The organism is Pseudomonas simiae, assembly GCF_000934565.1.
Taxonomy (GTDB): domain Bacteria; phylum Pseudomonadota; class Gammaproteobacteria; order Pseudomonadales; family Pseudomonadaceae; genus Aquipseudomonas; species Aquipseudomonas simiae.
This window is the reverse complement of sequence record NZ_CP010896.1, coordinates 5,632,587-5,654,345: the sequence shown is the minus strand read 5'-3', so window position 1 is coordinate 5,654,345 and position 21,759 is coordinate 5,632,587. Positions and strand designations below refer to the sequence as shown.

At 60.9% G+C, this 21,759-nt stretch carries 21 protein-coding genes; 10 read left to right on the top strand and 11 right to left on the bottom strand.

Translation table 11 applies throughout. The annotated features are described in order from the left end of the window. Nucleotides 1-25: 25 nt before the first annotated feature. The 6 genes from PF1751_RS25760 to PF1751_RS25735 all read right to left on the bottom strand — a co-directional run bounded on the left by PF1751_RS25760 (nt 26) and on the right by PF1751_RS25735 (nt 5,342). A complete protein-coding gene (locus PF1751_RS25760; protein ID WP_010207120.1) occupies nt 26-289 on the bottom strand; it encodes a hypothetical protein in 264 nt (87 codons plus the stop codon). Nucleotides 290-649: 360 nt separating this feature from the next. After that, nucleotides 650-1,810: a gamma-butyrobetaine dioxygenase gene (locus PF1751_RS25755; protein WP_044288000.1), complete on the bottom strand. Its 1,161-nt coding sequence runs from the start codon at nt 1,808-1,810 to the stop codon at nt 650-652. Between the two features lie 27 nt (nt 1,811-1,837). Continuing rightward, the gene (locus tag PF1751_RS25750) at nt 1,838-2,314 is read right to left on the bottom strand and encodes a thioesterase family protein (protein ID WP_044287999.1); all 477 of its coding nucleotides are present in this window, start codon (nt 2,312-2,314) and stop codon (nt 1,838-1,840) included. A 14-nt stretch (nt 2,315-2,328) separates the two neighbouring features. Next, nucleotides 2,329-3,294 carry an L-carnitine dehydrogenase gene (locus tag PF1751_RS25745; RefSeq protein WP_044287998.1) on the bottom strand — a complete coding sequence of 322 codons (966 nt, stop codon included), beginning with the start codon at nt 3,292-3,294 and terminating at the stop codon, nt 2,329-2,331. A gap of 142 nt (nt 3,295-3,436) precedes the next feature. Beyond that, nucleotides 3,437-4,324, bottom strand: coding sequence for a 3-dehydrocarnitine:acetyl-CoA trimethylamine transferase CdhC (cdhC, locus tag PF1751_RS25740; RefSeq protein WP_010207113.1), 888 nt, complete (start codon nt 4,322-4,324; stop codon nt 3,437-3,439). Nucleotides 4,325-4,397: 73 nt separating this feature from the next. Next, nucleotides 4,398-5,342: a choline ABC transporter substrate-binding protein gene (locus tag PF1751_RS25735; protein ID WP_010207112.1), complete on the bottom strand. Its 945-nt coding sequence runs from the start codon at nt 5,340-5,342 to the stop codon at nt 4,398-4,400. A 207-nt stretch (nt 5,343-5,549) separates the two neighbouring features. Here PF1751_RS25735 and PF1751_RS25730 point away from each other — a divergent pair, with 207 nt between their 5' ends. Both PF1751_RS25730 and PF1751_RS25725 read left to right on the top strand, forming a co-directional pair. Next, nucleotides 5,550-6,494 carry a GlxA family transcriptional regulator gene (locus tag PF1751_RS25730; protein WP_044287997.1) on the top strand — a complete coding sequence of 315 codons (945 nt, stop codon included), beginning with the start codon at nt 5,550-5,552 and terminating at the stop codon, nt 6,492-6,494. A 31-nt stretch (nt 6,495-6,525) separates the two neighbouring features. Further along, a complete protein-coding gene (locus PF1751_RS25725) occupies nt 6,526-6,711 on the top strand; it encodes a hypothetical protein (protein WP_044287996.1) in 186 nt (61 codons plus the stop codon). Nucleotides 6,712-6,831: 120 nt separating this feature from the next. On the opposite strand, the gene PF1751_RS25720 is transcribed toward PF1751_RS25725, so the two are convergent. Then, nucleotides 6,832-7,248, bottom strand: coding sequence for a DUF3010 family protein (locus tag PF1751_RS25720; protein WP_010207109.1), 417 nt, complete (start codon nt 7,246-7,248; stop codon nt 6,832-6,834). Nucleotides 7,249-7,289: 41 nt separating this feature from the next. Next, on the bottom strand, nt 7,290-7,691 hold the full coding sequence (locus tag PF1751_RS25715; protein ID WP_010207107.1) for a lysozyme inhibitor LprI family protein: 402 nt from the start codon (nt 7,689-7,691) through the stop codon (nt 7,290-7,292). Between the two features lie 219 nt (nt 7,692-7,910). On the opposite strand from PF1751_RS25715, the gene PF1751_RS25710 reads away from it, so the two are divergent. The 6 genes from PF1751_RS25710 (at nt 7,911) to etfB (ending at nt 15,698) form a co-directional block, all read left to right on the top strand. Further along, nucleotides 7,911-8,888, top strand: coding sequence for a dipeptidase (locus tag PF1751_RS25710; protein ID WP_010207105.1), 978 nt, complete (start codon nt 7,911-7,913; stop codon nt 8,886-8,888). Between the two features lie 78 nt (nt 8,889-8,966). Beyond that, nucleotides 8,967-9,497: a 4-vinyl reductase gene (locus tag PF1751_RS25705; RefSeq protein ID WP_010207102.1), complete on the top strand. Its 531-nt coding sequence runs from the start codon at nt 8,967-8,969 to the stop codon at nt 9,495-9,497. 15 nt (nt 9,498-9,512) lie between these two features. Beyond that, nucleotides 9,513-11,573 carry a dimethylglycine demethylation protein DgcA gene (dgcA, locus tag PF1751_RS25700; RefSeq protein WP_010207100.1) on the top strand — a complete coding sequence of 687 codons (2,061 nt, stop codon included), beginning with the start codon at nt 9,513-9,515 and terminating at the stop codon, nt 11,571-11,573. A gap of 183 nt (nt 11,574-11,756) precedes the next feature. After that, nucleotides 11,757-13,697 (top strand): dimethylglycine demethylation protein DgcB, encoded by a 1,941-nt coding sequence (dgcB, locus tag PF1751_RS25695; protein WP_010207099.1) that lies wholly within the window; start codon nt 11,757-11,759, stop codon nt 13,695-13,697. Beyond that, nucleotides 13,697-14,917: an electron transfer flavoprotein subunit alpha gene (gene etfA, locus PF1751_RS25690; protein WP_044287995.1), complete on the top strand. Its 1,221-nt coding sequence runs from the start codon at nt 13,697-13,699 to the stop codon at nt 14,915-14,917. The genes dgcB and etfA overlap by 1 nt, the downstream gene beginning before the upstream one ends. Nucleotides 14,918-14,927: 10 nt before the next feature. Next, nucleotides 14,928-15,698, top strand: a complete 771-nt coding sequence (gene etfB, locus PF1751_RS25685) for an electron transfer flavoprotein subunit beta (protein ID WP_010207097.1) — start codon at nt 14,928-14,930, stop codon at nt 15,696-15,698. 771 nt (nt 15,699-16,469) lie between these two features. Here etfB and gbcA read toward each other — a convergent pair. Next, nucleotides 16,470-17,765 (bottom strand): glycine-betaine demethylase subunit GbcA, encoded by a 1,296-nt coding sequence (gene gbcA / locus PF1751_RS25680; RefSeq protein ID WP_010207096.1) that lies wholly within the window; start codon nt 17,763-17,765, stop codon nt 16,470-16,472. A 282-nt stretch (nt 17,766-18,047) separates the two neighbouring features. Between gbcA and gbcB the strand changes: the two genes are divergently transcribed. Further along, nucleotides 18,048-19,148, top strand: a complete 1,101-nt coding sequence (gene gbcB / locus PF1751_RS25675) for a glycine-betaine demethylase subunit GbcB (RefSeq protein WP_010207095.1) — start codon at nt 18,048-18,050, stop codon at nt 19,146-19,148. 195 nt (nt 19,149-19,343) lie between these two features. Here the strand turns inward: gbcB and PF1751_RS25670 are convergent, their stop codons facing one another. Beyond that, a complete protein-coding gene (locus PF1751_RS25670) occupies nt 19,344-19,541 on the bottom strand; it encodes a hypothetical protein (RefSeq protein WP_010207094.1) in 198 nt (65 codons plus the stop codon). Nucleotides 19,542-19,717: 176 nt separating this feature from the next. Beyond that, entirely contained in the window at nt 19,718-20,758 is a 1,041-nt protein-coding gene (locus PF1751_RS25665) for a threonine aldolase family protein (protein WP_010207092.1), read from the bottom strand. A gap of 90 nt (nt 20,759-20,848) precedes the next feature. Between PF1751_RS25665 and PF1751_RS25660 the strand changes: the two genes are divergently transcribed. Continuing rightward, on the top strand, nt 20,849-21,577 hold the full coding sequence (locus PF1751_RS25660; protein WP_044287994.1) for a TraX family protein: 729 nt from the start codon (nt 20,849-20,851) through the stop codon (nt 21,575-21,577). Nucleotides 21,578-21,759 lie beyond the last annotated feature (182 nt).

Sequence of the window (21,759 nt, the reverse complement as noted above, 5' to 3'; positions counted from 1 at the left end):
CGGGCCTGCTCGCGAATGCGGACTATCAGGCGCCCGAGTTCTGCTTGAACTGCACCAAGGCCGGCAGCAACTGCTTATCGATCGCCTGCCGCACCGCCGGCAAGATCGTCGCGCTGCCGGTGTACATCTGCTCAACCATCCCCTTGAGCGCCTTGGCCCGAGCCTCGCTCAAACCACGCACCGCACACTCGCAGGCCTGCTCGGCGGTGGCGCCGCTGGACACTTCGAAACCCAGTGAGCGCAGTTGGCCCAGCAGGTCATCCTGGTCAATCAAATCCGCGTGCATCATGACGTTTATCCTGGTGAAGGGAACGGGGTTTGACCTGGATTCTGGTTGCCGTCCAAAGGGTCGGCAAGGGCAGATTGCACGAATGCCTCAGATGGCTATGAGCAGGTCGTTTTCGGGCCATTTACCGACCGTATTAATGGGCACACTGAACTCAAGCACTCAGCTTGAAGGTTTGGTCACCCTCAGGATGTAACGCTCACACAAGGCACTCTGCCCCGATCCAGTCACGGCTGGATCGGGGCTTTTTTTAGCCTGGGATTTGTGGCGTGAGTACCGGCCTCATCGCAGGCACGCCAGCTCCCACATTTGGAGTGCATTTCCCTGTGGGAGCTGGCTTGCCTGCGATGGCAGCGCCGCGGTCTACCGCTGCAACACCCGGATGCGCGACAGTAATTCATCGCGGTCGATGTAGCAGCCCTGGAAATGCCGTGCCCCGGAGGCCGGATCGAACGCATTGCGCGCATGCAGGGTGCGACGGTTGTCGAAGCACCACAATTCGCCCGGGTTCAGGCGCTTGACCAGCCGAAAACGATCCTCCCGCGTCATCGCAATAAACCGCCGATACGCCCGATACAGCAGCGGCATCTGCGCCACGCTGGTCTCGAAAGGCCCGCGTAGAAAGTTGGCCATGCGAATCTCCGCCACGTCGCCCAAGGCATCCAGTGCAATGATCGGCGCCAGGCGGCGATAGTCGCTGTGACGGTCCTTGTTGCGAAACTCCACCGGGATTTCACACAGCGCCCTGAACGCTTCGGGATCTTCCGTGCGCAGGGCGTTGGCGATGGCAAACCCGTCGACAAAAATGCTTTCGCCGCCGTTGGCATCGTTCACCAGGCAATGCAGGAATTGCAGGCCCGGTTGCAGCTCTCGTGTGGGCAAATCACTGTGCAAGGGCAGGTTGAAAGCGGTGTAGGCATTGCTGTCGGCATCGGCCTTGGATTGCACATTGAACAGCACGCCGAAGTTGCTCTCGCGGATGAAGGAAATGCGCTTGGCCACCAGCGCCAGGGAGTCGCGCTCGGTGGGGACGCCTCGGACTTGCGTCAGGCCAGAATCGCGCAGCGCCAGCAACCATTGCAGCAGCGCGCTCGGGTCTTCCATGACGGCCGAATACTCAAAGACCGGTAGCTGGAACCGACTGTCCCACAGCCGCGATTTGGGCGTTGCCGCACTGCGTTCGGCACGGGATTCATCGTCGTAGGCATGCGCCCGCAGCCAACCCGGATCGTACTGACTGCGGTGGCCGCCGCTCCATTCCAGGCTCAGGTTGCCTTGATCAATACGGGCCGAGGCCGGCCTGAGATGGGCGTCCACATCCACAATCTCCAGCACTTGCTCGCGCGTCACGCTGTATACGCATTGGGAGCAAGGGCAGTTGTCTCGCAGCCATTGATGATGAAACGGACTGACCCGTCCATCGGCCCACTGCACAAAGATCTGATCCTCCAGCACCCGTACGTCCGCGATGTCGCAGATCTTCGGGTAAGTACGGAAATCGGCGACAGCGGCGGCGGTTTGCATGGTGGCTCCTAAGGGTATCTTCAGTGGCTATTTTTTCAGCGGTAGTCCAATCACTCGGCCAAGCAGGGCGGGGCGCGGCAGGTCAGCCTGCTCCGCGCTGATAGCCGTGAGTTTTTCCAGTGTGGACTCGGTGAACGGCGCCGAATGTGGACCGGCCAGATCAACGTGCAACAACATCTGCTCGTTGCCCGCCAGTTCCTTTTCATCCCCAACCAGGTGCAGGCTGTGATAGAGGTGCAGGCGCTTGGCGTCGTGGGCGATGAGTTGGGTATGCACCTCCACGTCGGCACCCAGCTTCACTTCGTGCAGGTAGTTGAGGTGCAACTCCAGGGTGAACAGTGAGTGGCCGCTGGCTTCGCGGTTTTCACTGTCCAGCCCCAGGGTGTCCATCAGCGCGTCGGTGGCGTAGCTGAAGATCAGCAGATAGAACGCGTCGCGCAGATGGCTGTTGTAGTCCACCCAGTCGGGGTGGACCTGGGTGGTGTAGGTGGTCAGTGCGGGCATGTTAGGATTTTCCCTTATTCGGCGAAGGTCATGCCGTGCTTGGCTTTGGTGGTTTTCACCGCCTCCAGCACCGCCAGCAGGCAGTCATCACGATAGCGCTCCAGCGCCGAAATGCTGTGTTTGCCCAGTTGATCGCTGGTGCCGTCGACCACATCGTCGATCAGCTTGTCGGTCAACTCCGGCGCTGGCAGGTAGGTCCACGGCAATTGCAGCGCCGGGCCGAATTGCGCCATGAAGTGGCGCATGCCTGCGTCGCCGCCTGCCAGGGTGTAGGTCAGGAAAGTGCCCATGAACGACCAGCGCAGGCCCGCGCCAAAGCGGATGGCGTCGTCAATTTCGCCGGTGGTGGCGACGCCGTCATTGACCAGGTGCAGGGCCTCACGCCAGAGGGCTTCGAGCAGGCGATCGGCGATAAAGCCCGGGACTTCCTTGCGCACATGCAGTGGGCGCATGCCGAGGGATTCGTACACCTTGATCGCCGCTTGAACGGCCTCCGGCGCAGTGTTCTTGCCGCCGACCACTTCCACCAGCGGCAGCAGGTAAACCGGGTTGAACGGATGGCCGACCACGCACCGCTCAGGATGGGTCGAGCCCTCGTAGAACTCGCTTGGCAACAGGCCGGACGTGCTCGACCCAATCAACGCATTCGGCTTGGCGGCGGCGCTGATCTTGCTGTGCAGGTCGAGTTTCAGTTCCAGGCGTTCCGGGGCGCTTTCCTGGATGAAGTCAGCGTCTTTCACACACTCTTCAATGGTGGCGACAAAGCGCAAGCGGTCCTGGGATGCACCCGGCGCCAGGCCTTGTTTTTCCAAGGCGCCCCAGGCGTTGGCAACACGTTTGCGCAGCGCGGCTTCGGCACCGGGCGCCGGGTCCCAGGCGATCACATCCAGGCCATGGGCCAGGGCGCGGGACACCCAGCCGCTGCCGATAACACCGCTGCCGAGGGCGGCGAAGGTTTTGATTTCAGTGATAAAGCGCATGGCAAGTTCCTAAAGAGTTCGGTGATCACCGGTGGGAGCTGGCTTGCCTGCGATAGCGGTGTGTCAGTTGGTGCATTTGGTGGCTGACGTACCGCAATCGCGGGCAAGCCCGGCTCCCACAGGGTTGTGGGGTGTTTGGAAGTCAGCCGCGTTTGGTCAGGCCCATCTTCACGCGGCCCTCGGCCGGGGTCATGACCCGTGCGCCCAGGCGGCTGAGAATTTCACTTGCCCGCTCCACCAACTGGCCGTTGGTGGCGAGCACGCCTTTGTCCAGCCACAGGTTGTCTTCCAGACCGACCCGCACGTTGCCGCCCAGCAGCACCGCTTGCGCCGCCATTGGCATTTGCATGCGACCGATGCCGAAGCCGGCCCACACGGCGTCGGCGGGCAGGTTGTCGACCATGGCTTTCATGGTGGTGGTGTCGGCCGGCGCGCCCCATGGGATGCCCAGGCACAGTTGGAACAGTGGGTCGTCCAGCAGGCCTTCCTTGATCATCTGCTTGGCGAACCACAGGTGACCGGTGTCGAAGATTTCCAGCTCGGCTTTCACGCCCAGTTCCTGGATGCGCTTGGCGCCGGCCCGCAGTTGTGCCGGGGTAGAAACGTAAATGGTGTCGCCATCGCCGAAGTTCAGGGTGCCGCAGTCCAGCGTGCAGATTTCCGGCAGCAGCTCTTCGACGTGGGCCAGTCGAGTCAAGGGGCCGACCAGGTCAGTGTTGGGGCCGAACGCCATCGGGTTCTCGCCGCCGCCGATCTCCAGGTCGCCGCCCATGCCGGCGGTGAGGTTGACGATGATGTCGATGTCGGCCTCACGGATGCGCTCCATCACCTCGCGGTACAGGGCGACGTCGCGGCTGAACTTGCCGGTTTCAGGGTCACGCACATGGCAGTGCACAACCGTGGCGCCTGCCTTGGCGGCTTCCACCGCGGCGGCGGCGATTTGTTTGGGGGTGACCGGCACGTGTGGGCTTCGGCTGGTCGTGTCGCCAGCACCGGTGAGTGCGCAGGTGATGATGACGTCGTGGTTCATGAGGCGGTTCCTTACAGGCGTAGTGGTGCCGTTCGCGGTCGAAAGTGGCCGCGAAACGGTGATTGAAATGGGCTTACTTGCTGGTCAATTTCAGGTTGGCCGCTGCCGGCTTGCCGTCGAAGGTGGTCACCCCTTCCAGCCAGCGCGCCTGGTCTTGCGGGTGATCCTTGAGCCACTGCTTGGCAGACTCGATGGCGTCCTTGTGATCCAGCAGTGGCTGCATCATCCGGCTCTCGTCGGCGGCGGTGAAGGTGAGATTGGTCAGCAGTTTGTGCACGTTGGGGCACTGCTCGGCGTAGTTCGGCGCGGTGACGCTCCACACGGTAGCCATGCCTTCGTTCGGGCCGAGGGCGTCGTCGCTGCCGGTGAGGTAGGTCATGGCGACGTTGACGTTCATCGGGTGCGGCGCCCAGCCGAAGAACACCACGGCTTCCTTGCGGCGGACCGCACGGTCGACGGCGGCGAGCATGCCGGCTTCACTGGACTCCACCAGTTGGAACTTGCCCAGGCCGAACTGGTTCTTGGCGATCATTGCCTTGATCTGGGTGTTGGCGCCTGAGCCTGGCTCGATGCCGTAAATCTTGCCGCCCAGTTCTTTCTCGAACTTGGCGATGTCGGCGAAGGTTTTCAGGCCCTTGTCTGCCAGATAAGTCGGCACGGCGAGGGTGGCACGGGCGTCTTCCAGGCTGGGTTTGTCGAGGACCTTGACTTGCTTGGCGTCGACGAACGGTGTGATGGTCTGGGTCATCAGCGGGTTCCAGTAACCCAGGAACAAGTCCAGGCGCTGGTCGCGGATGCCGGCGAAGATGATTTGCTGGGAGGCGCTGGTCTGTTTGGTCTTGTAGCCGAGGCCGTCGAGCAACACTTGGGTCATGGCGCTGGTGGCGATTACGTCGGTCCAGTTCACCACGCCCATGCGCACGTTCTGGCAAGATGCCGCGTCGGCAGCCAGTACGTTCGTGCTCAAGATGGCGCTGGCGCTGAGTGCAAGCACACAGCGGCTGATCAGTCGGTTCATGGTGGATCCCTCGGCAGGTCGTTATTGTGGGGGCCGGCGTCTTTATGCGCCGTGAGGCTGATGTTGCGGGTTTAAGTTACGTAGCTTTGGAGGGGACAAAACGCACGGCGGCGACCAGCTCTTGCACTGCAGCGACCTGCCCCCTTGAATCCACCCGAGAACGGGAGTATCACAGTGCCACGCTGCCCGTCCGACGAGAGCGCCACCATGTCCCAGGATTTCTACTTTCTGCTGATGCCAGGCTTCTCGGCCATCGGCTTTATCTCCGCGCTGGAACCCCTGCGGGTGGCCAACCGCTTTCGCGGCGAGCTGTACCGTTGGCACGTGTTGAGTGCCGATGGCGGCGCGGTGCTGGCGAGCAATGGCATGTCAGTCAACGCCGATGCGGCGCTGGAACCGTTGAAGAAAGGTGCCACATTGCTGGTGGTGGCGGGTTTCGAACCGCTGCAGTTCGCCACCCCTGCGCTGGAACATTGGCTGCGCCGCCTCGACCACGAGGGCGTGACCCTCGGTGCCATCGACACTGGCGCCTGTGTGCTGGCTGAAGCGGGCCTGCTCGACGGTCACCGCCTGACCCTGCACTGGGAAGCCATCGACGCCTTCAAGGAAGCTTATCCACAGCTCACCGTGACCCAGGAACTGTTCGAGATCGACCGCCGTCGCATCACCTGCGCCGGCGGTACGGCCTCCATCGACCTGATGCTCGACCTGATCGGCCAGGCCCACGGTCCTGAGCTGGCGATCCAGGTCTCCGAGCAATTTGTGCTCGGCCGCATCCGCCCACGCAAAGACCACCAACGCATGCAGATCGCCACGCGTTATGGCATCAACAACAAAAAGCTGGTGCAAGTGATCGGCGAGATGGAGCAGCACACCGAGCCGCCCCTGAGCACATTGGCCCTGGCCGAGGCGATCAAAGTGACGCGCCGTCAGCTGGAGCGCCTGTTTCGCCTGCACCTGAACGACACCCCGAGTAACTTCTACCTCGGCCTGCGCCTGGAAAAAGCCCGGCAACTGCTGCGTCAGAGCGACATGAGCGTGCTGGAAGTGAGTATTGCGTGCGGGTTTGAATCGCCGTCGTATTTCACCCGCAGTTATCGGGCACGGTTTGCAAAATGCCCAAGGGAGGATCGGCGGCGGGAGGTGGTTTGACGGCTGATTATAGTTAATTGTATTCGCGACTATGATTTACAGTTCTTTTCATAATCTGGTGGGCCGTCGCCCGGAAATGTTGCGCACCCTCCTTGGTGAGGTGGCATTGGAGCTGGGGGAAACGAGCAATCTGGGCCAACTGCTGCGCGCCGGCGTGTGGACCGAATTCGAAAGTGCCTGGAACGCCCTCACCATTCCCCAGCGTGCAGCGGCCTGAAGAACACAGAGATCAAATGTGGGAGCGGGCTTGCTCGCGAAGGCGGCGTGTCAGTCAGCACTTCTGATACCGACACACTGCCTTCGCGAGGCCCGCTCCCACCCTGATTGATGGTGTGGCTTACTTCTTGACCAGCGCCGAACACGCCGCTTTGTACGCCTCATGCTGATACTTGTTCAGCGTCGCCGGCAGATCAAAGTTGTGCTTCTTGTTCTGTGCATTGAGGGTCTGTGGCGACAACAGCGTCACCTCAACACCCTCCAGCAACTGAAACACCCCTTCAATCTTGAACGTGGTCGGGCCGCCGGCGAATTCCCCTTTTTTGCTGCGCTTCTTGATCGCGATACGTTCGATGGCGTTTGCCTGCACAAACGCCCTCACCTGAGCGGCGAAGGCTTTGACGTTGGCCGCTTCATCGTCGTCTTCAAGGGCGATTTTTTTCGTGGCCAGAGCGACGTGGGTCAACACCTGGTTGTCCAGAGAGGCGACGGCGATGATGGCTTCGCTGCCTTTGATTTCGATGCCGCAAGTCTTCATGAATAGCCTTGGTTCGGAGAGAAAGTGACGAGGATTGTCGCTTATTCCTGGCCAATCGACTCCAAAAACTCCGACCGCTCATCACTCATCCGTGCCAAACAATCATTTTGCGCAATCGCGTACGCCTTGGTGCCGTTTACCGCTGGGAAGGTGTCCACCGCGCAATCAGCGTCGCGCAATTTTTCCCACTTCTGCTGGGCATCCTTCAGACGAGCGGTAATGTCCGCCAGCTTGGTCTTGTCGCTGCCATAGGTCGAAGCCATGCGTTCCAGCAGGCCCAGATAGTTATCCTTGAGCAGTTGTTCAGCGGTGGTTTTGTTGTAAGAGGCGCATTCCAGGGTTTGCTTGTCGTTTTCGATGCCGTCGCACGGCGTGCTGTCGGTGTCTTCGGCCGCGTGAACGCCGGTTGCGATGAGTGCCAAAGCCAGGAAAATCGATTTCATTGCGCCGTCTCATATCAGGTGATGCGGGAATTCTGGCTCAAGCGTAAGACAAAGAACAGTCGCCAGTCAGGCCTCTCACAACAGCCTTTGTCGCGGATTGACGCTTTCGGCAATTCCCCTGTCGTTTTTGCACCCGGCTCTGTCGGCCCCTGGGCATATGCTGGCCCCAAAGCGCCGGCAGACGATTCGGCGCATGAATCGCCAATAAGGGGACGCCTGATGAGCCCAGCCGAATTGCACGCCGACAGCATCGTTATCGACGGGCTGATTATTGCCAAGTGGAACCGCGACCTGTTCGAGGACATGCGCAAAGGGGGCCTCACCGCCGCCAACTGCACCGTGTCGGTGTGGGAAGGGTTTCAGGCCACTATCAATAACATCGTGGCCAGCCAGACCCTGATCCGTGAAAACAGCGACCTGGTGATCCCGGTGAAAACCACCGCTGACATCCGCAAGGCCAAGGAACAAGGCAAGACCGGCATCATTTTCGGTTTCCAGAACGCCCATGCCTTCGAAGACCAACTGGGCTATGTCGAGATCTTCAAGCAGCTCGGCGTCGGTGTGGTGCAGATGTGCTACAACACCCAGAACCTGGTTGGCACCGGTTGCTACGAGCGCGATGGCGGCCTGTCGGGTTTCGGCCGTGAAATCGTTGCTGAGATGAACCGCGTCGGCATCATGTGCGACCTGTCCCACGTAGGTTCCAAGACCTCCGAAGAAGTCATCCTCGAATCGAAAAAGCCGGTGTGCTACTCCCACTGCCTGCCGTCCGGGCTTAAAGAGCACCCGCGCAACAAGTCCGATGAAGAACTCAAGTTCATCGCCGACCACGGCGGCTTTGTCGGTGTGACCATGTTCGCGCCGTTCCTGGCCAAGGGCATCGATTCGACCATCGACGACTACGCCGAAGCCATTGAGTACACCATGAACATCGTCGGCGAAGACGCCATCGGCATCGGCACTGACTTCACCCAAGGCCATGGCCAGGATTTCTTCGAAATGCTGACCCATGACAAAGGCTACGCCCGCCGTCTGACCAGCTTCGGCAAGATCATCAACCCGCTGGGCATCCGCACCGTGGGCGAGTTCCCCAACCTCACCGAGACCCTGCTCAAGCGCGGCCACCCCGAGCGCGTGGTACGCAAGATCATGGGCGAGAACTGGGTCAACGTCCTCAAGGACGTCTGGGGCGAATAACCCACCGCCAACGCCTCTTCTTCCCCCGGTTGTTCGCGCCGGGGGCATTAACAAGAATTTTTCTGGAGTTAAGTTTCCATGGCCAAGATCGCCCCGCAATTGCCTATCGAAGTCGACAGCGAAACCGGTGTCTGGACCTCCGACGCCTTGCCGATGCTGTACGTGCCACGCCATTTCTTCGTCAATAACCACATCGGCATCGAAGAAGTCCTGGGCGCCGACGCCTATGCCGAGATCCTCTACAAGGCCGGCTACAAATCCGCCTGGCACTGGTGCGAGAAAGAAGCTGAATGCCATGGCCTGGAAGGCGTCGCAGTGTTTGAGCACTACATGAAGCGCCTGTCGCAGCGCGGTTGGGGCCTGTTCAAGATTCAGGACATCGACCTCGATAAAGGCACCGCCAGCGTCAAGCTGGAACACTCGGCGTTCGTCTACGTGTACGGCAAGGTCGGGCGCAAAGTGGACTACATGTTCACCGGCTGGTTTGCCGGTGCCATGGACCAGATTCTGCAAGCACGCGGCAGCCAGATCCGCACTGTCGCCGAACAAGTCTACGGAGGCTCCGAAGAGGGCCACGATGACGGCCTGTTCATCGTCAAGCCGTTGTAAGCCGAGGACCGTGCCATGGCTTTCGAAGCAATGTTCCAGCCGATCCAGATCGGCAAACTGACCATCCGCAACCGCGTGCTCAGCACCGCCCACGCCGAGGTGTATGCGACCGACGGCGGTATGACCACCGACCGCTATGTGAAGTACTACGAAGAGAAAGCCAAGGGCGGTATCGGCCTGGCGATCTGCGGCGGTTCCTCGGTGGTCGCCATCGACAGCCCGCAGGAGTGGTGGAGTTCGGTCAACCTGTCCACCGACCGCATCATCCCGCACTTCCAGAACCTGGCCGACGCCATGCACAAGCATGGCGCCAAGATCATGATCCAGATTACCCACATGGGCCGTCGCTCGCGCTGGGACGGCTTTAACTGGCCGACGCTGATGTCGCCGTCGGGCGTGCGTGAGCCGGTGCACCGTGCCACCTGCAAGACCATCGAGCCGGAAGAAATCTGGCGTGTGATCGGCAACTACGCCCAGGCCGCGCGCCGCGCCAAGGCCGGTGGCCTGGACGGTGTGGAACTGTCTGCCGTGCACCAGCACATGATTGACCAGTTCTGGAGCCCGCGGGTCAACAAACGTACCGACGAGTGGGGCGGCACCTTTGAAGGCCGCATGAAGTTCGGCCTGGAAGTGCTGAAAGCCGTACGCGCCGAAGTTGGTGATGATTTCTGCGTGGGCATGCGCCTGTGCGGTGACGAGTTCCACCCGGACGGCTTGTCCCACGAGGACATGAAGCAGATCGCCAAGTATTACGACGACACCGGCATGCTCGATTTCATCGGCGTGGTGGGCTCGGGTTGCGATACGCACAACACCCTGGCCAACGTGATCCCCAACATGAGTTATCCACCGGAGCCGTTCCTGCACTTGGCCGCCGGTATCAAGGAAGTGGTCAAGGTCCCGGTGCTGCACGCGCAGAACATCAAGGACCCGAACCAGGCCACGCGCATTCTGGAAGGCGGTTATGTGGACATGGTCGGCATGACCCGTGCACACATTGCCGACCCGCACTTGATCGCCAAGATCAAGATGGGCCAGATCGACCAGATCAAGCAGTGCGTCGGTGCCAACTACTGCATCGACCGCCAGTACCAGGGCCTGGATGTGTTGTGCATCCAGAACGCCGCGACCTCTCGTGAATACATGGGCGTGCCGCACATCATCGAGAAGTCCACCGGGGCGAAACGCAAAGTCGTGGTGGTCGGTGCCGGCCCGGCCGGGATGGAGGCTGCACGCGTGGCCGCCGAGCGTGGCCATGACGTGACCTTGTTCGAGAAGAAAGAGTTTATTGGTGGGCAGATCACCACGGCGTCCAAGGCGCCGCAGCGTGACCAGATTGCCGGCATCACCCGCTGGTTCCAGTTGGAGCTGGCGCGTTTGAAAGTCGACCTGCGCCTGGGTGTCGCGGCCGATGCAGAGACCATCCTGGACCTGCGTCCGGACGTGGTGGTGCTGGCCGTCGGCGGGCATCCGTTTATCGAGCAGAACGAACACTGGGGCGCCGCCGAAGGTTTGGTGGTCAGCAGCTGGGATGTGCTCGATGGCAAGGTCGCGCCGGGCAAGAACGTGCTGGTCTACGACACCATCTGCGAGTTCACCGGCATGTCGGTGGCCGACTTCCTGGCCGACAAAGGCTGCCAGGTGGAAATCGTCACCGATGACATCAAGCCGGGCGTGGCCATCGGCGGTACGTCGTTCCCGACCTACTACCGCAGCATGTACCCCAAGGAAGTGATCATGACCGGCGACATGATGCTGGAGAAGGTCTACCGCGAGGGCGACAAGCTGGTGGCGGTACTGGAGAACGAATACACCGGCGCCAAAGAGGAGCGGGTGGTGGATCAGGTGGTGGTGGAGAACGGCGTGCGTCCGGACGAAGCCATTTACTACGCGCTCAAGGAAGGCTCACGCAACAAAGGCCAGATCGACGTTGAAGCCTTGTTCGCGATCAAGCCGCAGCCTTGCCTGAGCGAGGCGGGTGATGGGTACTTGCTGTTCCGCATTGGCGACTGTGTGGCGCAGCGCAACACCCATGCTGCGATCTATGACGCCCTGCGCTTGTGCAAGGATTTCTAGAAACCACCGAACCACTGTGTACTCGATCTAAATGTGGGAGCTGATCAATGTGGGAGCCGGGCTTGCCCGCGATGCAGGCGACTCGGTCTTGAGTGAAACCGAGGCGATGCCATCGCAGGCAAGCCAGCTCCCACAGTGATCCGGCTTCCATGCTGGACCCGCGTGGTCTTTGGGAGCTTCACCATGTTGAACACCCTTCTTCCGATTCTCTTGTTTGCCGCCCTGGGCCTTGCCGTCCTCGGTGCCCTGCGCCGAGTGAACATGTGGCGCCGTGGCCGCGCGTCCAAGGTCAACCTGCTGGGCGGCCTGTTGGCTATGCCAAAGCGCTACATGGTCGACCTGCACCACGTGGTCGCTCGCGACAAATACATCGCCAATACCCACGTCGCCACCGCGCTGGGTTTTGTGCTGTCGGCGTTGCTCGCCATTCTGGTCCATGGTTTCGGCCTGCAGAACCGCATCCTCGGCTATGCCTTGCTGCTGGCGTCGGTGCTGATGTTTGTCGGCGCCACCTTTGTTTACCTGCGTCGCCGTAATCCGCCTTCACGCCTTTCGAAGGGCCCCTGGATGCGCCTGCCGAAAAGCCTGATGGCGTTCTCGGTAAGCTTCTTCCTGGTAACGCTGCCGGTGGCCGGAATTCTGCCGGTGGACTTTGGCGGCTGGCTGCTGGCGGCGTTGCTCAGCGTCGGTGTGCTGTGGGGCGTGTCCGAAATGTTCTTCGGCATGACCTGGGGCGGCCCGATGAAACACGCCTTTGCCGGTGCGCTGCACCTGGCCTGGCACCGCCGTGCCGAGCGCTTCGGAGGTGGCCGCTCCACCGGTTTGAAGCCGCTGGACCTCAGTGATAAAAGCGCGCCCCTGGGCGTGGAAAAACCCAAGGACTTCACCTGGAACCAACTGCTCGGTTTCGACGCCTGCGTGCAGTGCGGTAAATGCGAAGCCGCCTGCCCAGCCTTCGCCGCCGGCCAGCCGCTGAACCCAAAAAAGCTGATTCAGGACATGGTGGTCGGCCTGGCGGGCGGCACCGATGCCAAGTTCGCCGGCAGCCCCTATCCTGGCAAACCCATCGGTGAGCACAGCGGCAACCCACATCAGCCGATCGTCAACGGCCTGGTGGACGCCGAAACCCTGTGGTCATGCACCACCTGCCGCGCCTGCGTGGAAGAGTGCCCGATGATGATCGAGCACGTGGACGCCATCGTCGACATGCGCCGCCACCTCACCCTGGAAAAGGGCGCCACCCCGAACAAAGGCGCCGAAGTCCTGGAAAACCTGATCGCCACCGACAACCCCGGCGGCTTCGCACCGGGCGGTCGCCTGAACTGGGCGGCAGATTTGAACCTGCCGCTGCTCAGCGAAAAAGGCAGTTGCGACCTACTGTTCTGGGTCGGTGACGGTGCCTTCGACATGCGTAACCAACGTACCCTGCGCGCCTTCGTCAAAGTGCTGAAAGCGGCCCAGATCGACTTCGCGGTACTCGGCCTGGAGGAGCGCGACAGCGGCGATGTTGCGCGGCGCCTGGGTGATGAAGCGACTTTCCAGTTGTTGGCCACACGCAACATCCAGACCCTGGCCAAGTACAGCTTCAAGCGCATCGTGACCTGCGACCCGCACAGCTTTCATGTACTGAAGAACGAGTACGGCGCCTTCAACGGTCATTATCGCGTACAGCACCACAGCACCTTCATGGCGCAACTGATCGATGAGGGCGCGTTGAACCTGGGCCAGCACAAGGGCAGCAGCGTGACCTATCACGACCCTTGCTATCTGGGCCGTTACAACGGTGAGTACGAAGCGCCGCGTCAGGTGCTGCGAGCCCTGGGCATCGAGGTCAAGGAGATGCAACGTTCGGGCTTCCGCTCACGCTGCTGCGGCGGCGGTGGCGGGGCGCCGATTACCGACATTCCCGGCAAGCAACGTATCCCCGACATGCGCATGGAAGACATCCGCGAAACCGGCGCCGAACTGGTGGCCGTGGGTTGCCCGCAATGCACCGCGATGCTCGAGGGTGTGGTTGAGCCGCGCCCGTTGATCAAAGACATCGCCGAGCTGGTGGCGGATGCATTGCTTGAAGAGGCGCCAGCCAACGTTCCATCCAAGCGCGAACCTGCGGAGGTGCATTGATGAGCGACATTATCCGCCGCGACCCACGGGCCGAATGGATCGCCCGTAACCGTCTTCATCCCCTGCATGCGGCGATGCAGCCCGTGCAACACAGCTGGATGGGGCCCAACGGCGTTGTCCGCAAGAACGTGCATGGCGTTGGTTTTATCGGCCCCAACGGGATCAAGCGTATCGACCGCAGCGGCGCCCAGCAGGGCGGCGCGGCGAAGCGTACGGCGGCGGTCGAGGTGCAGTTGCCGCTGCACCAGGTTCCGGCGCCGGCGTTCTACATCAACGTGGTGCCGGACATGGTCGGCGGCCGCCTGAGCAGTCACGACCGCGACTTGCTCGGCCTGGCGCGGCAGCTCGCCGGCAACGACGGCGCAGTGTTGGCAGTGGTATTTGGCGAGCATAAAGAAACCACCTTTGCCACAGCGGGCGTTGATCGCCTGCTGGTGCTGGAGGGCCATGAGTTCGACGGTTATTCACCGGAGCAACGCGTCCAGGGCCTGCGCGCTGTGGATAACCAGCTCAACCCCCGCCATTGGCTGCTGCCGGACAGCCGCAGCGGTGGCGGCGAGCTGGGCCGGCGTTTTGCCGCCAGCCTCAAGCAGCGTCCGGCCACGCGGGTGTGGCAGATCAAAGGCGAGTCGTGTATCGGTCGCGCCGGTGCGGGCCAGGAAGATTTGGCCCGGCCGCTGCCACGCCTGATCCTTGCGGCCGCCGAGTGTGCCGATCCGGTCAGCGAGACACGTCATGAAGTACTGCCCGTGGAGTTATCCACAACCCTGGCGCGCAGCCTGCCACGGATCGAAGATCTAGGTGCCGTGGCGGTAGACCCGGCGGCGATTCCCATGGCCGAAGCGGAATTCATCTTCTCCGGCGGTAACGGCGTGAAGGACTGGGCCCTGTTCCACCAGACCGCTGCGGCTCTGGGCGCCACTGAAGGCGCGTCGCGGGTAGCGGTGGACGATGGCTATATGGCGCGTGATCGCCAGGTCGGCGCCAGCGGCACCTGGGTCACGGCACGGGTCTATGTGGCCGTGGGCATTTCCGGGGCGATCCAGCACCTGCAGGGCATCGGTGCCTGCGACAAGGTGGTGGCGATCAACCTCGACCCCGGTTGCGACATGATCAAGCGTGCCGACCTGTCGGTGATCGGCGAAAGCGCCGCGATTCTGCAAGCCTTGATCGTCGCGGTCGAGGCCCACCGCAACGGCGCCAAGCGCGACGCGGCTTGAGGATATGAGCATGAACACAAATGTTATCAGCTTGGTGTCCATCGGCGCCCACCCGACCTCCGGGCGACCACGCCGTGCCGAGCAAGACGCGCGCGCGGTGGAGCTCGGCCTGCAAATGGCTGGGGATAAGTTGCAGGTGCTACACGCGGGCGACATCAGCGAGCCGACCCTGCGCAGCTACCTGGGCATGGGGTTGCCGCAGTTGCATGTGCTGGAGCAGCCAGCGGGCAGTGATGCCTTGCCGGTGCTCAGTGAATACCTGCGTGACGCCGGTGCCCAGGTGGTGCTCGCCGGCAGCCAGGCGGAAACCGGTGAAGGCTCGGGCATGTTGCCGTTTTTGCTCGCCGAGCAATTGGGTTGGCCTTTGATTGTCGGGCTGGCGCAGGTCGAGTCCATCGACGGCGGTGTGGCCCATGTGCTGCAAGCTCTGCCACGTGGGCAACGACGACGCCTGAAGGTACGCCTACCGTTTCTGGCGACGGTGGATAACGCCGCGCCCAAGCCTCGGCAGAGTGCCTTCGGCCCGGCGCAGCGCGGTGAGCTGGCGGCCCACGAAGTCGAAATCGAACAAGACGAGTTATTCACAGACGCCGTGCTGCAGCCGGCCAAGCCACGCCCCAAGCGCCTCAAGGTAATCAAAGCCAAGAGCGGTGCTGACCGCATGAAAGCCGCCACGGCCAAGGCCAGTGGTGGCGGTGGTCAAGTGCTCAAGGGGCTCAGCCCGGAAGCGGGCGCCGAGGCCATTCTCAAGCTGTTGATCGAGGAAGGCGTCGTACGCTGATCGAATGTGGGAGCGGGCTTGCTCGCGAATGCGGTGTGCCAGTGCCTGTGTTGGCTGACACCTGCCTTCGCGAGCAAGCCCGCTCCCACCTTGGTTTTGCACTGTCCGTGGGATTACCCACAATCCCTGTTGACCCGTCTGTGGATAACCTGTTCGCGGTTGTCCACAGCCCGTTACAATCAAGCCCTCCAGCCCTTTGTACGAAAAACAACCAGGCTAACTGACGGTTTTTACTCGGTTTTTTTGCGCTGTCCGAGCATTTTTCCGCACAGAGTTGCCCCCATACTCTGTTGGCGCTTCTGTGGATAACGTGTTCGCTATCGGCTGCAGCCCTTATTAATCAAGGCTTTCAATCGACTGATCAAAATATGATCAATTAGGGGTATTTACTCACCGGAATCTCTGGAAACCGCGATTTATGAAGCTTTGAAGGGGTTTTCCACAGCGTCGTGCAAGTTGCCCCCAAAGTCTGTTGGTGCTTCTGTGGATAAGGTGTTTGCGTACCTCTACACGTCACGTAATACAACGCTTTCAGGGGTTTGATCAATAAGTGATCAACCGCTGACAAAACCCCGGTACTCAAATAAGTCACGGATTTTCTTCATTTAATTTAGGGTGGAAGGCGCACTTGCCCACAATTGCTGTGGGTGGCTCTGTGGATAAGTTGTTGGGTAAAGGCTGGAGGGTACGTCAGGAGAGGGGTTCAGAGGTTTTGATTAAAATTTGAACACTACATAGGAGCCGGCTTGCCGGCTCCTACAGAGGGGAAGGTTACTCGTGAGCCGCAACGCCTTTGAGGTAAGGCGCCGGAGCGGCCCCCAGGTTGCTCAACATGCGCTCGCTGTACCAGTCCACGAAGTTCACCACGCCGAATTCATAGGTCTTGGAATACGGGCCTGGCTGGTAAGCGGTGGAGTTGATCCCGCGCTGGTTCTCTTCGGCCAGGCGACGGTCCTGGTCGTTGGTGGCGTCCCACACTTGGCGCATGCGGTCCACGTCGTAGTCCACGCCTTCCACGGCGTCCTTGTGCACCAGCCACTTGGTGGTGACCATGGTTTCCTGAGCGCTGATCGGCCACACGGTGAACACGATGATGTGATCGCCCATGCAGTGGTTCCAGGAGTGGGGCAGGTGCAGGATGCGCATCGAGCCCAGGTCCGGGTTCTTGATGCGGCCCATGAGTTTGGCGCAGCCCTGCTTGCCGTCCAGAGTCATCGACACGGTGCCCTTGAGCAGCGGCATGCGCACGATGCGGTTACGCAGGCCGAAGCTGGCGTGGGCGTAAGGGATCTTCTCGGCATCCCAGGCGGCGGCGGAGGCGGCCACGTGGTCCTTGAACGCCTGGTCGGCGCGCGGGTCGGTGACGTCGTCCCATTCCAGCAGGGTTTTCAGCAGTTCCGGGTGCGACGCGTTGCAGTGATAGCACTCGCGGTTGTTTTCCAGCACCAGCTTCCAGTTGGCTTTCTCCATCAAGGTGGTGGTAATCGCCACCTTGGTGTTCTCCATGTCGTAGGGTTCCATGTAGTGGTTCAGTGTCGACAGGAAGTCATCGATGGCTGGCGGGTTCTCCGACAGGCTGATGAAGATGTAGCCACCGGCGGTCTTCACGTTGACTGGCTTGAGGCCGTACTGCTTCATGTCGAAGTCGGCGCCCATCTCGGTGCCGGCGAACAGCAGGCGGCCATCCAGTTCGTAGGTCCACTGGTGGTAGTGGCAGACCAGTTTGGCGACCTTGCCCTTGTCGCTGGTGCACAAGCGCGAGCCACGGTGACGGCACACGTTGTGGAAGGCATGCACCACGCCTTCGGCGCCACGGATCACGATGATCGGGTTCTTGCCCACTTGCAGGGTCAGGTAGTTGCCCTTGGCCGGGATCTCGCAGGTCATGCCGGCGATCAACCACTCTTTCTGGAAGATCTCCTGCATGTCGATATCAAACAACCGCTCATCAGAGTAAAACGGCTGCGGCAGCGAGAAAGTGCGCTCGCGCTCTTGCAGCATTTGCGCGGTGGCCTTGCGTGCGGGTTCCAGCGGATCGCCCAAGCTTAAGGTTGCGGTGACGTCCATCGTGTGTGTCCTCATGGCCATTCTGTGTGGCCGGCGAATAGTGGCTACGGTTGGTGCTTTGCAAGGCGTAAAGAAAGCGTCGTTGTTGGGAGCGAGTGTGGGGCCGGCGATGTGGCGAACCTTATCCATGGGCGACATGGTCCAATCTGTTCCCGACGCGCAACCCTAGGTCGTTGGGGGCTGGTCGCGATAAGTATGTGAATGTCGCAGATAGGTAAATGGGTGGTTCTGACGTTACGCAGAATCGCCACCATAAGGCCGATGTCGGCGGTGGAGAACAACATGTCCAATAATTTCCTGAATCCGGTAACCACCCAGACCTGGGCCAATGGTCGACACATTGTCCGTTGCGTCAAAGTCATCCAGGAAACCTGGGACGTGCGCACCTTCTGTTTCATGGCCGACCAGCCGATCCTGTTCTTTTTCAAGCCAGGGCAATTCGTCACCCTGGAGCTGGAAATCGACGGCCAGCCGATCATGCGCTCCTACACCATTTCCAGCTCGCCCTCGGTGCCTTACAGCTTCTCGGTGACCATCAAGCGCGTGCCGGGCGGCAAGGTTTCCAACTGGTTGCACGATACCCTTCATGAAGGGCAAGAGTTGGCGGTGCACGGGCCGGTGGGCTTGTTCAACGCCATCGACTTCCCGAGTCCGAAAGTGCTGTACCTCAGCGGCGGCGTGGGCATCACGCCGGTGATGTCGATGGCGCGCTGGTTCTACGACACCAACGCCAACGTCGACATGACGTTTATCCACAGCGCCCGTTCGCCCAAGGACATCATCTACCACCGCGAGCTGGAGCATATGGCGTCGCGGATCGACAACTTCAGCCTGCACCTGATCTGCGAAAAACATGGTTTGGGTGAGCCTTGGGCGGGTTATCGCGGTTACCTGAACCACAAGATGCTGGAACTGATGGTGCCGGACTTCCTGGAGCGCGAAGTGTTCTGCTGCGGCCCTACGCCTTACATGAACGCGGTGAAGCGCCTGCTGGAAGTGGCAGGGTTCGACATGACGCGGTACCACGAGGAATCGTTTGGCGCCACACCGCCGGAAGCCCGTGCGGACGCGGTGGAGCAAGCCGAACAAGCCGCCGACGCGCCGGAAATCGACCTGGCGGATCTGCACCAGGTGGAGTTCATTGCGTCGGGCAAAAGCATTCGCGTCGCCCCCGGCGAAACCGTGCATGCCGCAGCCGCCAAGCTTGGCCTGTTGATCCCCAAAGCCTGCGGCATGGGCATCTGCGGCACCTGCAAGGTGATGAAGCTGGGCGGCGAGGTGGAGATGGAGCACAACGGTGGCATCACCGAAGAAGACGAAGCCGAAGGTTATATCCTGTCGTGCTGCAGTGTGCCGAAGGGTGATGTGCGCATCGAGTTCTGACCCTCAGTAGAGTGCTGGCCGCCGACCCGGTTGACGCCGCGCGCTCCGCCGTGGCGGTCGCAGGCCGCGATGAACATGCAGTTGACCGCCGTCCAGGGCACCGGGAAATAGAGCATCAAGAGCCGAAGGCCTTGTGAGCGAAATCACATGAGTGCCGCGTCGCAGGTCATGAGTCTGCGGCGCGAGCCTTAGTGGTTAGCGGACGAAAAGGTTGATGGTGTACGCGCCGGATGCTGTCATTTCGAACTCTTTGCCGGTGACCGTAAAGAGCCTGGAAGGCTCGACGATGGTGTCGCCGACATTCGCCAGCTTCCTCAGGTCGTCGAGGCTGACGAGTGTGGCGCTGGTGGCGTCTCGGCGTTGCGAGTCAATCGTGTAGCGTTGAATTTCCATGATGTTGCCCTCTATAGGATTTCCCTTTCCAGCCGAATATTCGGCAGGCAGTCAGCCCCGAAAAAACGCGTCCGTTTGTTCGGGGTGACGAAATCCTAACCAAGGCAGGGGGTAGATAGATACTGTCAGAAATACCTACAAACAGTCTCTGAAAACGCCCTGAAGGGCCCGTCGTTTCAGGCTTCCATTACTTTCCGAATATCCGCCGCCAATTCTCTTACACGTTCTTCCTCGGTATCCCACGCACACATGAAGCGTGCGCCGCCTTTGCCGATGAACGTGTAGAAGCGCCAGCCCTTGGCGGTCAACGCCGCAATCGCCGGTTCCGAGAGCTGCAGGAACACGCCATTGGCCTGCACCGGGAACATCAGTTCCACGCCGGGAATGTCGGCCACCAGGCTGCTTAGCAGTTGTGCACAGTGGTTAGCGTGGCGTGCATGCTTGAGCCAGGCATCGTTTTCCAGCAGACCCACCCACGGGGCGGAGAGGAAGCGCATTTTCGACGCCAACTGGCCGGCCTGTTTGCAGCGGTAGTCGAAGTCTTCGGCCAGCTTATGGTTGAAGAACAGGATCGCTTCGCCTACGGCCATGCCGTTTTTGGTGCCGCCAAAGCACAGCACGTCCACGCCGGCCTTCCAGGTCAGGTCCGCCGGTGAGCAGCCAAGGAATGCGCAGGCGTTGGAGAAGCGTGCGCCGTCCATGTGCAGGTTCAGGCCCAACTCTTTGCAGGTGGCGCTGATGGCGCGGATTTCATCCGGGGTATACACGCTGCCGACTTCGGTGGCCTGTGTCAGGGTGACCACGCGCGGCTTGGGGTAGTGAATGTCCTGGCGCTTGAGGGCGATCTCGCGGATCGATTCCGGGGTCAGTTTGCCGTTTTCGGTGCGCGCGGTGAGCAGCTTGGAACCGTTGGAGAAAAACTCCGGTGCGCCGCATTCGTCGGTTTCGACGTGGGCGGTTTCCGAGCAAATCACGCTATGGTAACTCTGGCACAACGAGGACAGCGCCAGGGAGTTGGCGGCGGTGCCGTTGAAGGCGAAGAACACTTCGCAGTCGGTTTCGAACAGGTTGCGGAAACCGTCGGCGGCACGGTGGGTCCATTCATCATCGCCGTAGGCGCGCTGATGGCCCTGATTGGCTTGTTCCATGGCGGCCCAGGCTTCCGGGCAAATGCCCGAATAGTTGTCACTGGCGAATTGTTGGCTCTTGTCGGTCATGGCCCATTCCTGTGGTCGATGTTGGTGCGCACTGTAACCAAGATTGTCGCGGGTGCGCACGCACTGTAAATGCAAAGTCACTGGGGAATTATGCACGGTACTGGAACCCTGCCTGTCGGACATGTCCGTGATGGCGCTTTGGATCTGCTCAAGTGGCTGGCGCTGTTGAGCATGGTGCTCGACCACCTGCGCTATGTCGGGCTGAGCCTGGACGGCCTGTATGTGCCGGGACGCTTGGCGTTCCCGTGGTTTTGCCTGGCGATTGCGGCGAATCTGCATCGGGTCAGGCACGCACCCGTGACACGCCAATGGCGCTACCTGGGCTGGCTGTTGGTGTTCAGCGTGATCAGCGAAGTGCCCTATCGGCTGTTTATCGAGGATGCCGATACGTTGAACGTCTTGCCGACCTTGGCACTGGGCCTGCTGGTTGCCCGAGGATGGCAGCAGAAGGCGCTTTTTGATCGCGTATTGGCGCTGATTGCCGTCACGATCGCCGCCGTGTTTTCCACGCAGCTGATGTTCGGTTTGTTTGGTGTATTACTGCCGCTGGCGATGCTGCTGGTGTTCCGTCGTCCCTGGTATTTCAGCGTGTTGCCGGGGTTGGTGTGTGTGGCCGCCAATCAATGGCAGATTCTGCTTAATAGCGGCACGCCTGTCGCGTTGTCGGGATTGGCCGCATGCCTGATCGCGCCGTTGGCGGGATTAGTCCTGTTGCGACATGCCAAAGATGTCACGCCGCCGGCCATGCGCCGTTGGGCTTACGCCCTCTACCCCCTGCATTTCCTTCTGCTGCTGCTCGTTCGCAAGATCATCGCTTAACCCTTGTGGGAGCTGGCTTGCCTGCGATGGCATCACCTCGGTTCTGCTTATAGACCGAGGTGTCTGCATCGCAGGCAAGCCAACTCCCACACAAGCCCATTCCCACATTTGTTTCGGTGTTGTTCACGCCATGTCGTAAACGCACCTTTGCGTGGCGTCCGTAGGCATTTGATCTAGAGGCG

What these genes read in the sequence shown, in the direction of transcription:
- cdhC (WP_010207113.1), bottom strand. Translation starts at nt 4,324, where the DNA reads ATGAACCACGACGTCATCATCACCTGCGCACTCACCGGTGCTGGCGAC.
- dgcB (WP_010207099.1), top strand. Translation starts at nt 11,757, where the DNA reads ATGTTGAACACCCTTCTTCCGATTCTCTTGTTTGCCGCCCTGGGCCTT.
- PF1751_RS25665 (WP_010207092.1), bottom strand. Translation starts at nt 20,758, where the DNA reads ATGACCGACAAGAGCCAACAATTCGCCAGTGACAACTATTCGGGCATT.
- PF1751_RS25760 (WP_010207120.1), bottom strand. Translation starts at nt 289, where the DNA reads ATGATGCACGCGGATTTGATTGACCAGGATGACCTGCTGGGCCAACTG.
- PF1751_RS25730 (WP_044287997.1), top strand. Translation starts at nt 5,550, where the DNA reads ATGTCCCAGGATTTCTACTTTCTGCTGATGCCAGGCTTCTCGGCCATC.
- dgcA (WP_010207100.1), top strand. Translation starts at nt 9,513, where the DNA reads ATGGCTTTCGAAGCAATGTTCCAGCCGATCCAGATCGGCAAACTGACC.
- PF1751_RS25705 (WP_010207102.1), top strand. Translation starts at nt 8,967, where the DNA reads ATGGCCAAGATCGCCCCGCAATTGCCTATCGAAGTCGACAGCGAAACC.
- etfA (WP_044287995.1), top strand. Translation starts at nt 13,697, where the DNA reads ATGAGCGACATTATCCGCCGCGACCCACGGGCCGAATGGATCGCCCGT.
- gbcB (WP_010207095.1), top strand. Translation starts at nt 18,048, where the DNA reads ATGTCCAATAATTTCCTGAATCCGGTAACCACCCAGACCTGGGCCAAT.
- PF1751_RS25735 (WP_010207112.1), bottom strand. Translation starts at nt 5,342, where the DNA reads ATGAACCGACTGATCAGCCGCTGTGTGCTTGCACTCAGCGCCAGCGCC.
- etfB (WP_010207097.1), top strand. Translation starts at nt 14,928, where the DNA reads ATGAACACAAATGTTATCAGCTTGGTGTCCATCGGCGCCCACCCGACC.
- PF1751_RS25670 (WP_010207094.1), bottom strand. Translation starts at nt 19,541, where the DNA reads ATGGAAATTCAACGCTACACGATTGACTCGCAACGCCGAGACGCCACC.
- gbcA (WP_010207096.1), bottom strand. Translation starts at nt 17,765, where the DNA reads ATGGACGTCACCGCAACCTTAAGCTTGGGCGATCCGCTGGAACCCGCA.
- PF1751_RS25750 (WP_044287999.1), bottom strand. Translation starts at nt 2,314, where the DNA reads ATGCCCGCACTGACCACCTACACCACCCAGGTCCACCCCGACTGGGTG.
- PF1751_RS25725 (WP_044287996.1), top strand. Translation starts at nt 6,526, where the DNA reads ATGATTTACAGTTCTTTTCATAATCTGGTGGGCCGTCGCCCGGAAATG.
- PF1751_RS25660 (WP_044287994.1), top strand. Translation starts at nt 20,849, where the DNA reads ATGCACGGTACTGGAACCCTGCCTGTCGGACATGTCCGTGATGGCGCT.
- PF1751_RS25755 (WP_044288000.1), bottom strand. Translation starts at nt 1,810, where the DNA reads ATGCAAACCGCCGCCGCTGTCGCCGATTTCCGTACTTACCCGAAGATC.
- PF1751_RS25745 (WP_044287998.1), bottom strand. Translation starts at nt 3,294, where the DNA reads ATGCGCTTTATCACTGAAATCAAAACCTTCGCCGCCCTCGGCAGCGGT.
- PF1751_RS25715 (WP_010207107.1), bottom strand. Translation starts at nt 7,691, where the DNA reads ATGAAATCGATTTTCCTGGCTTTGGCACTCATCGCAACCGGCGTTCAC.
- PF1751_RS25720 (WP_010207109.1), bottom strand. Translation starts at nt 7,248, where the DNA reads ATGAAGACTTGCGGCATCGAAATCAAAGGCAGCGAAGCCATCATCGCC.
- PF1751_RS25710 (WP_010207105.1), top strand. Translation starts at nt 7,911, where the DNA reads ATGAGCCCAGCCGAATTGCACGCCGACAGCATCGTTATCGACGGGCTG.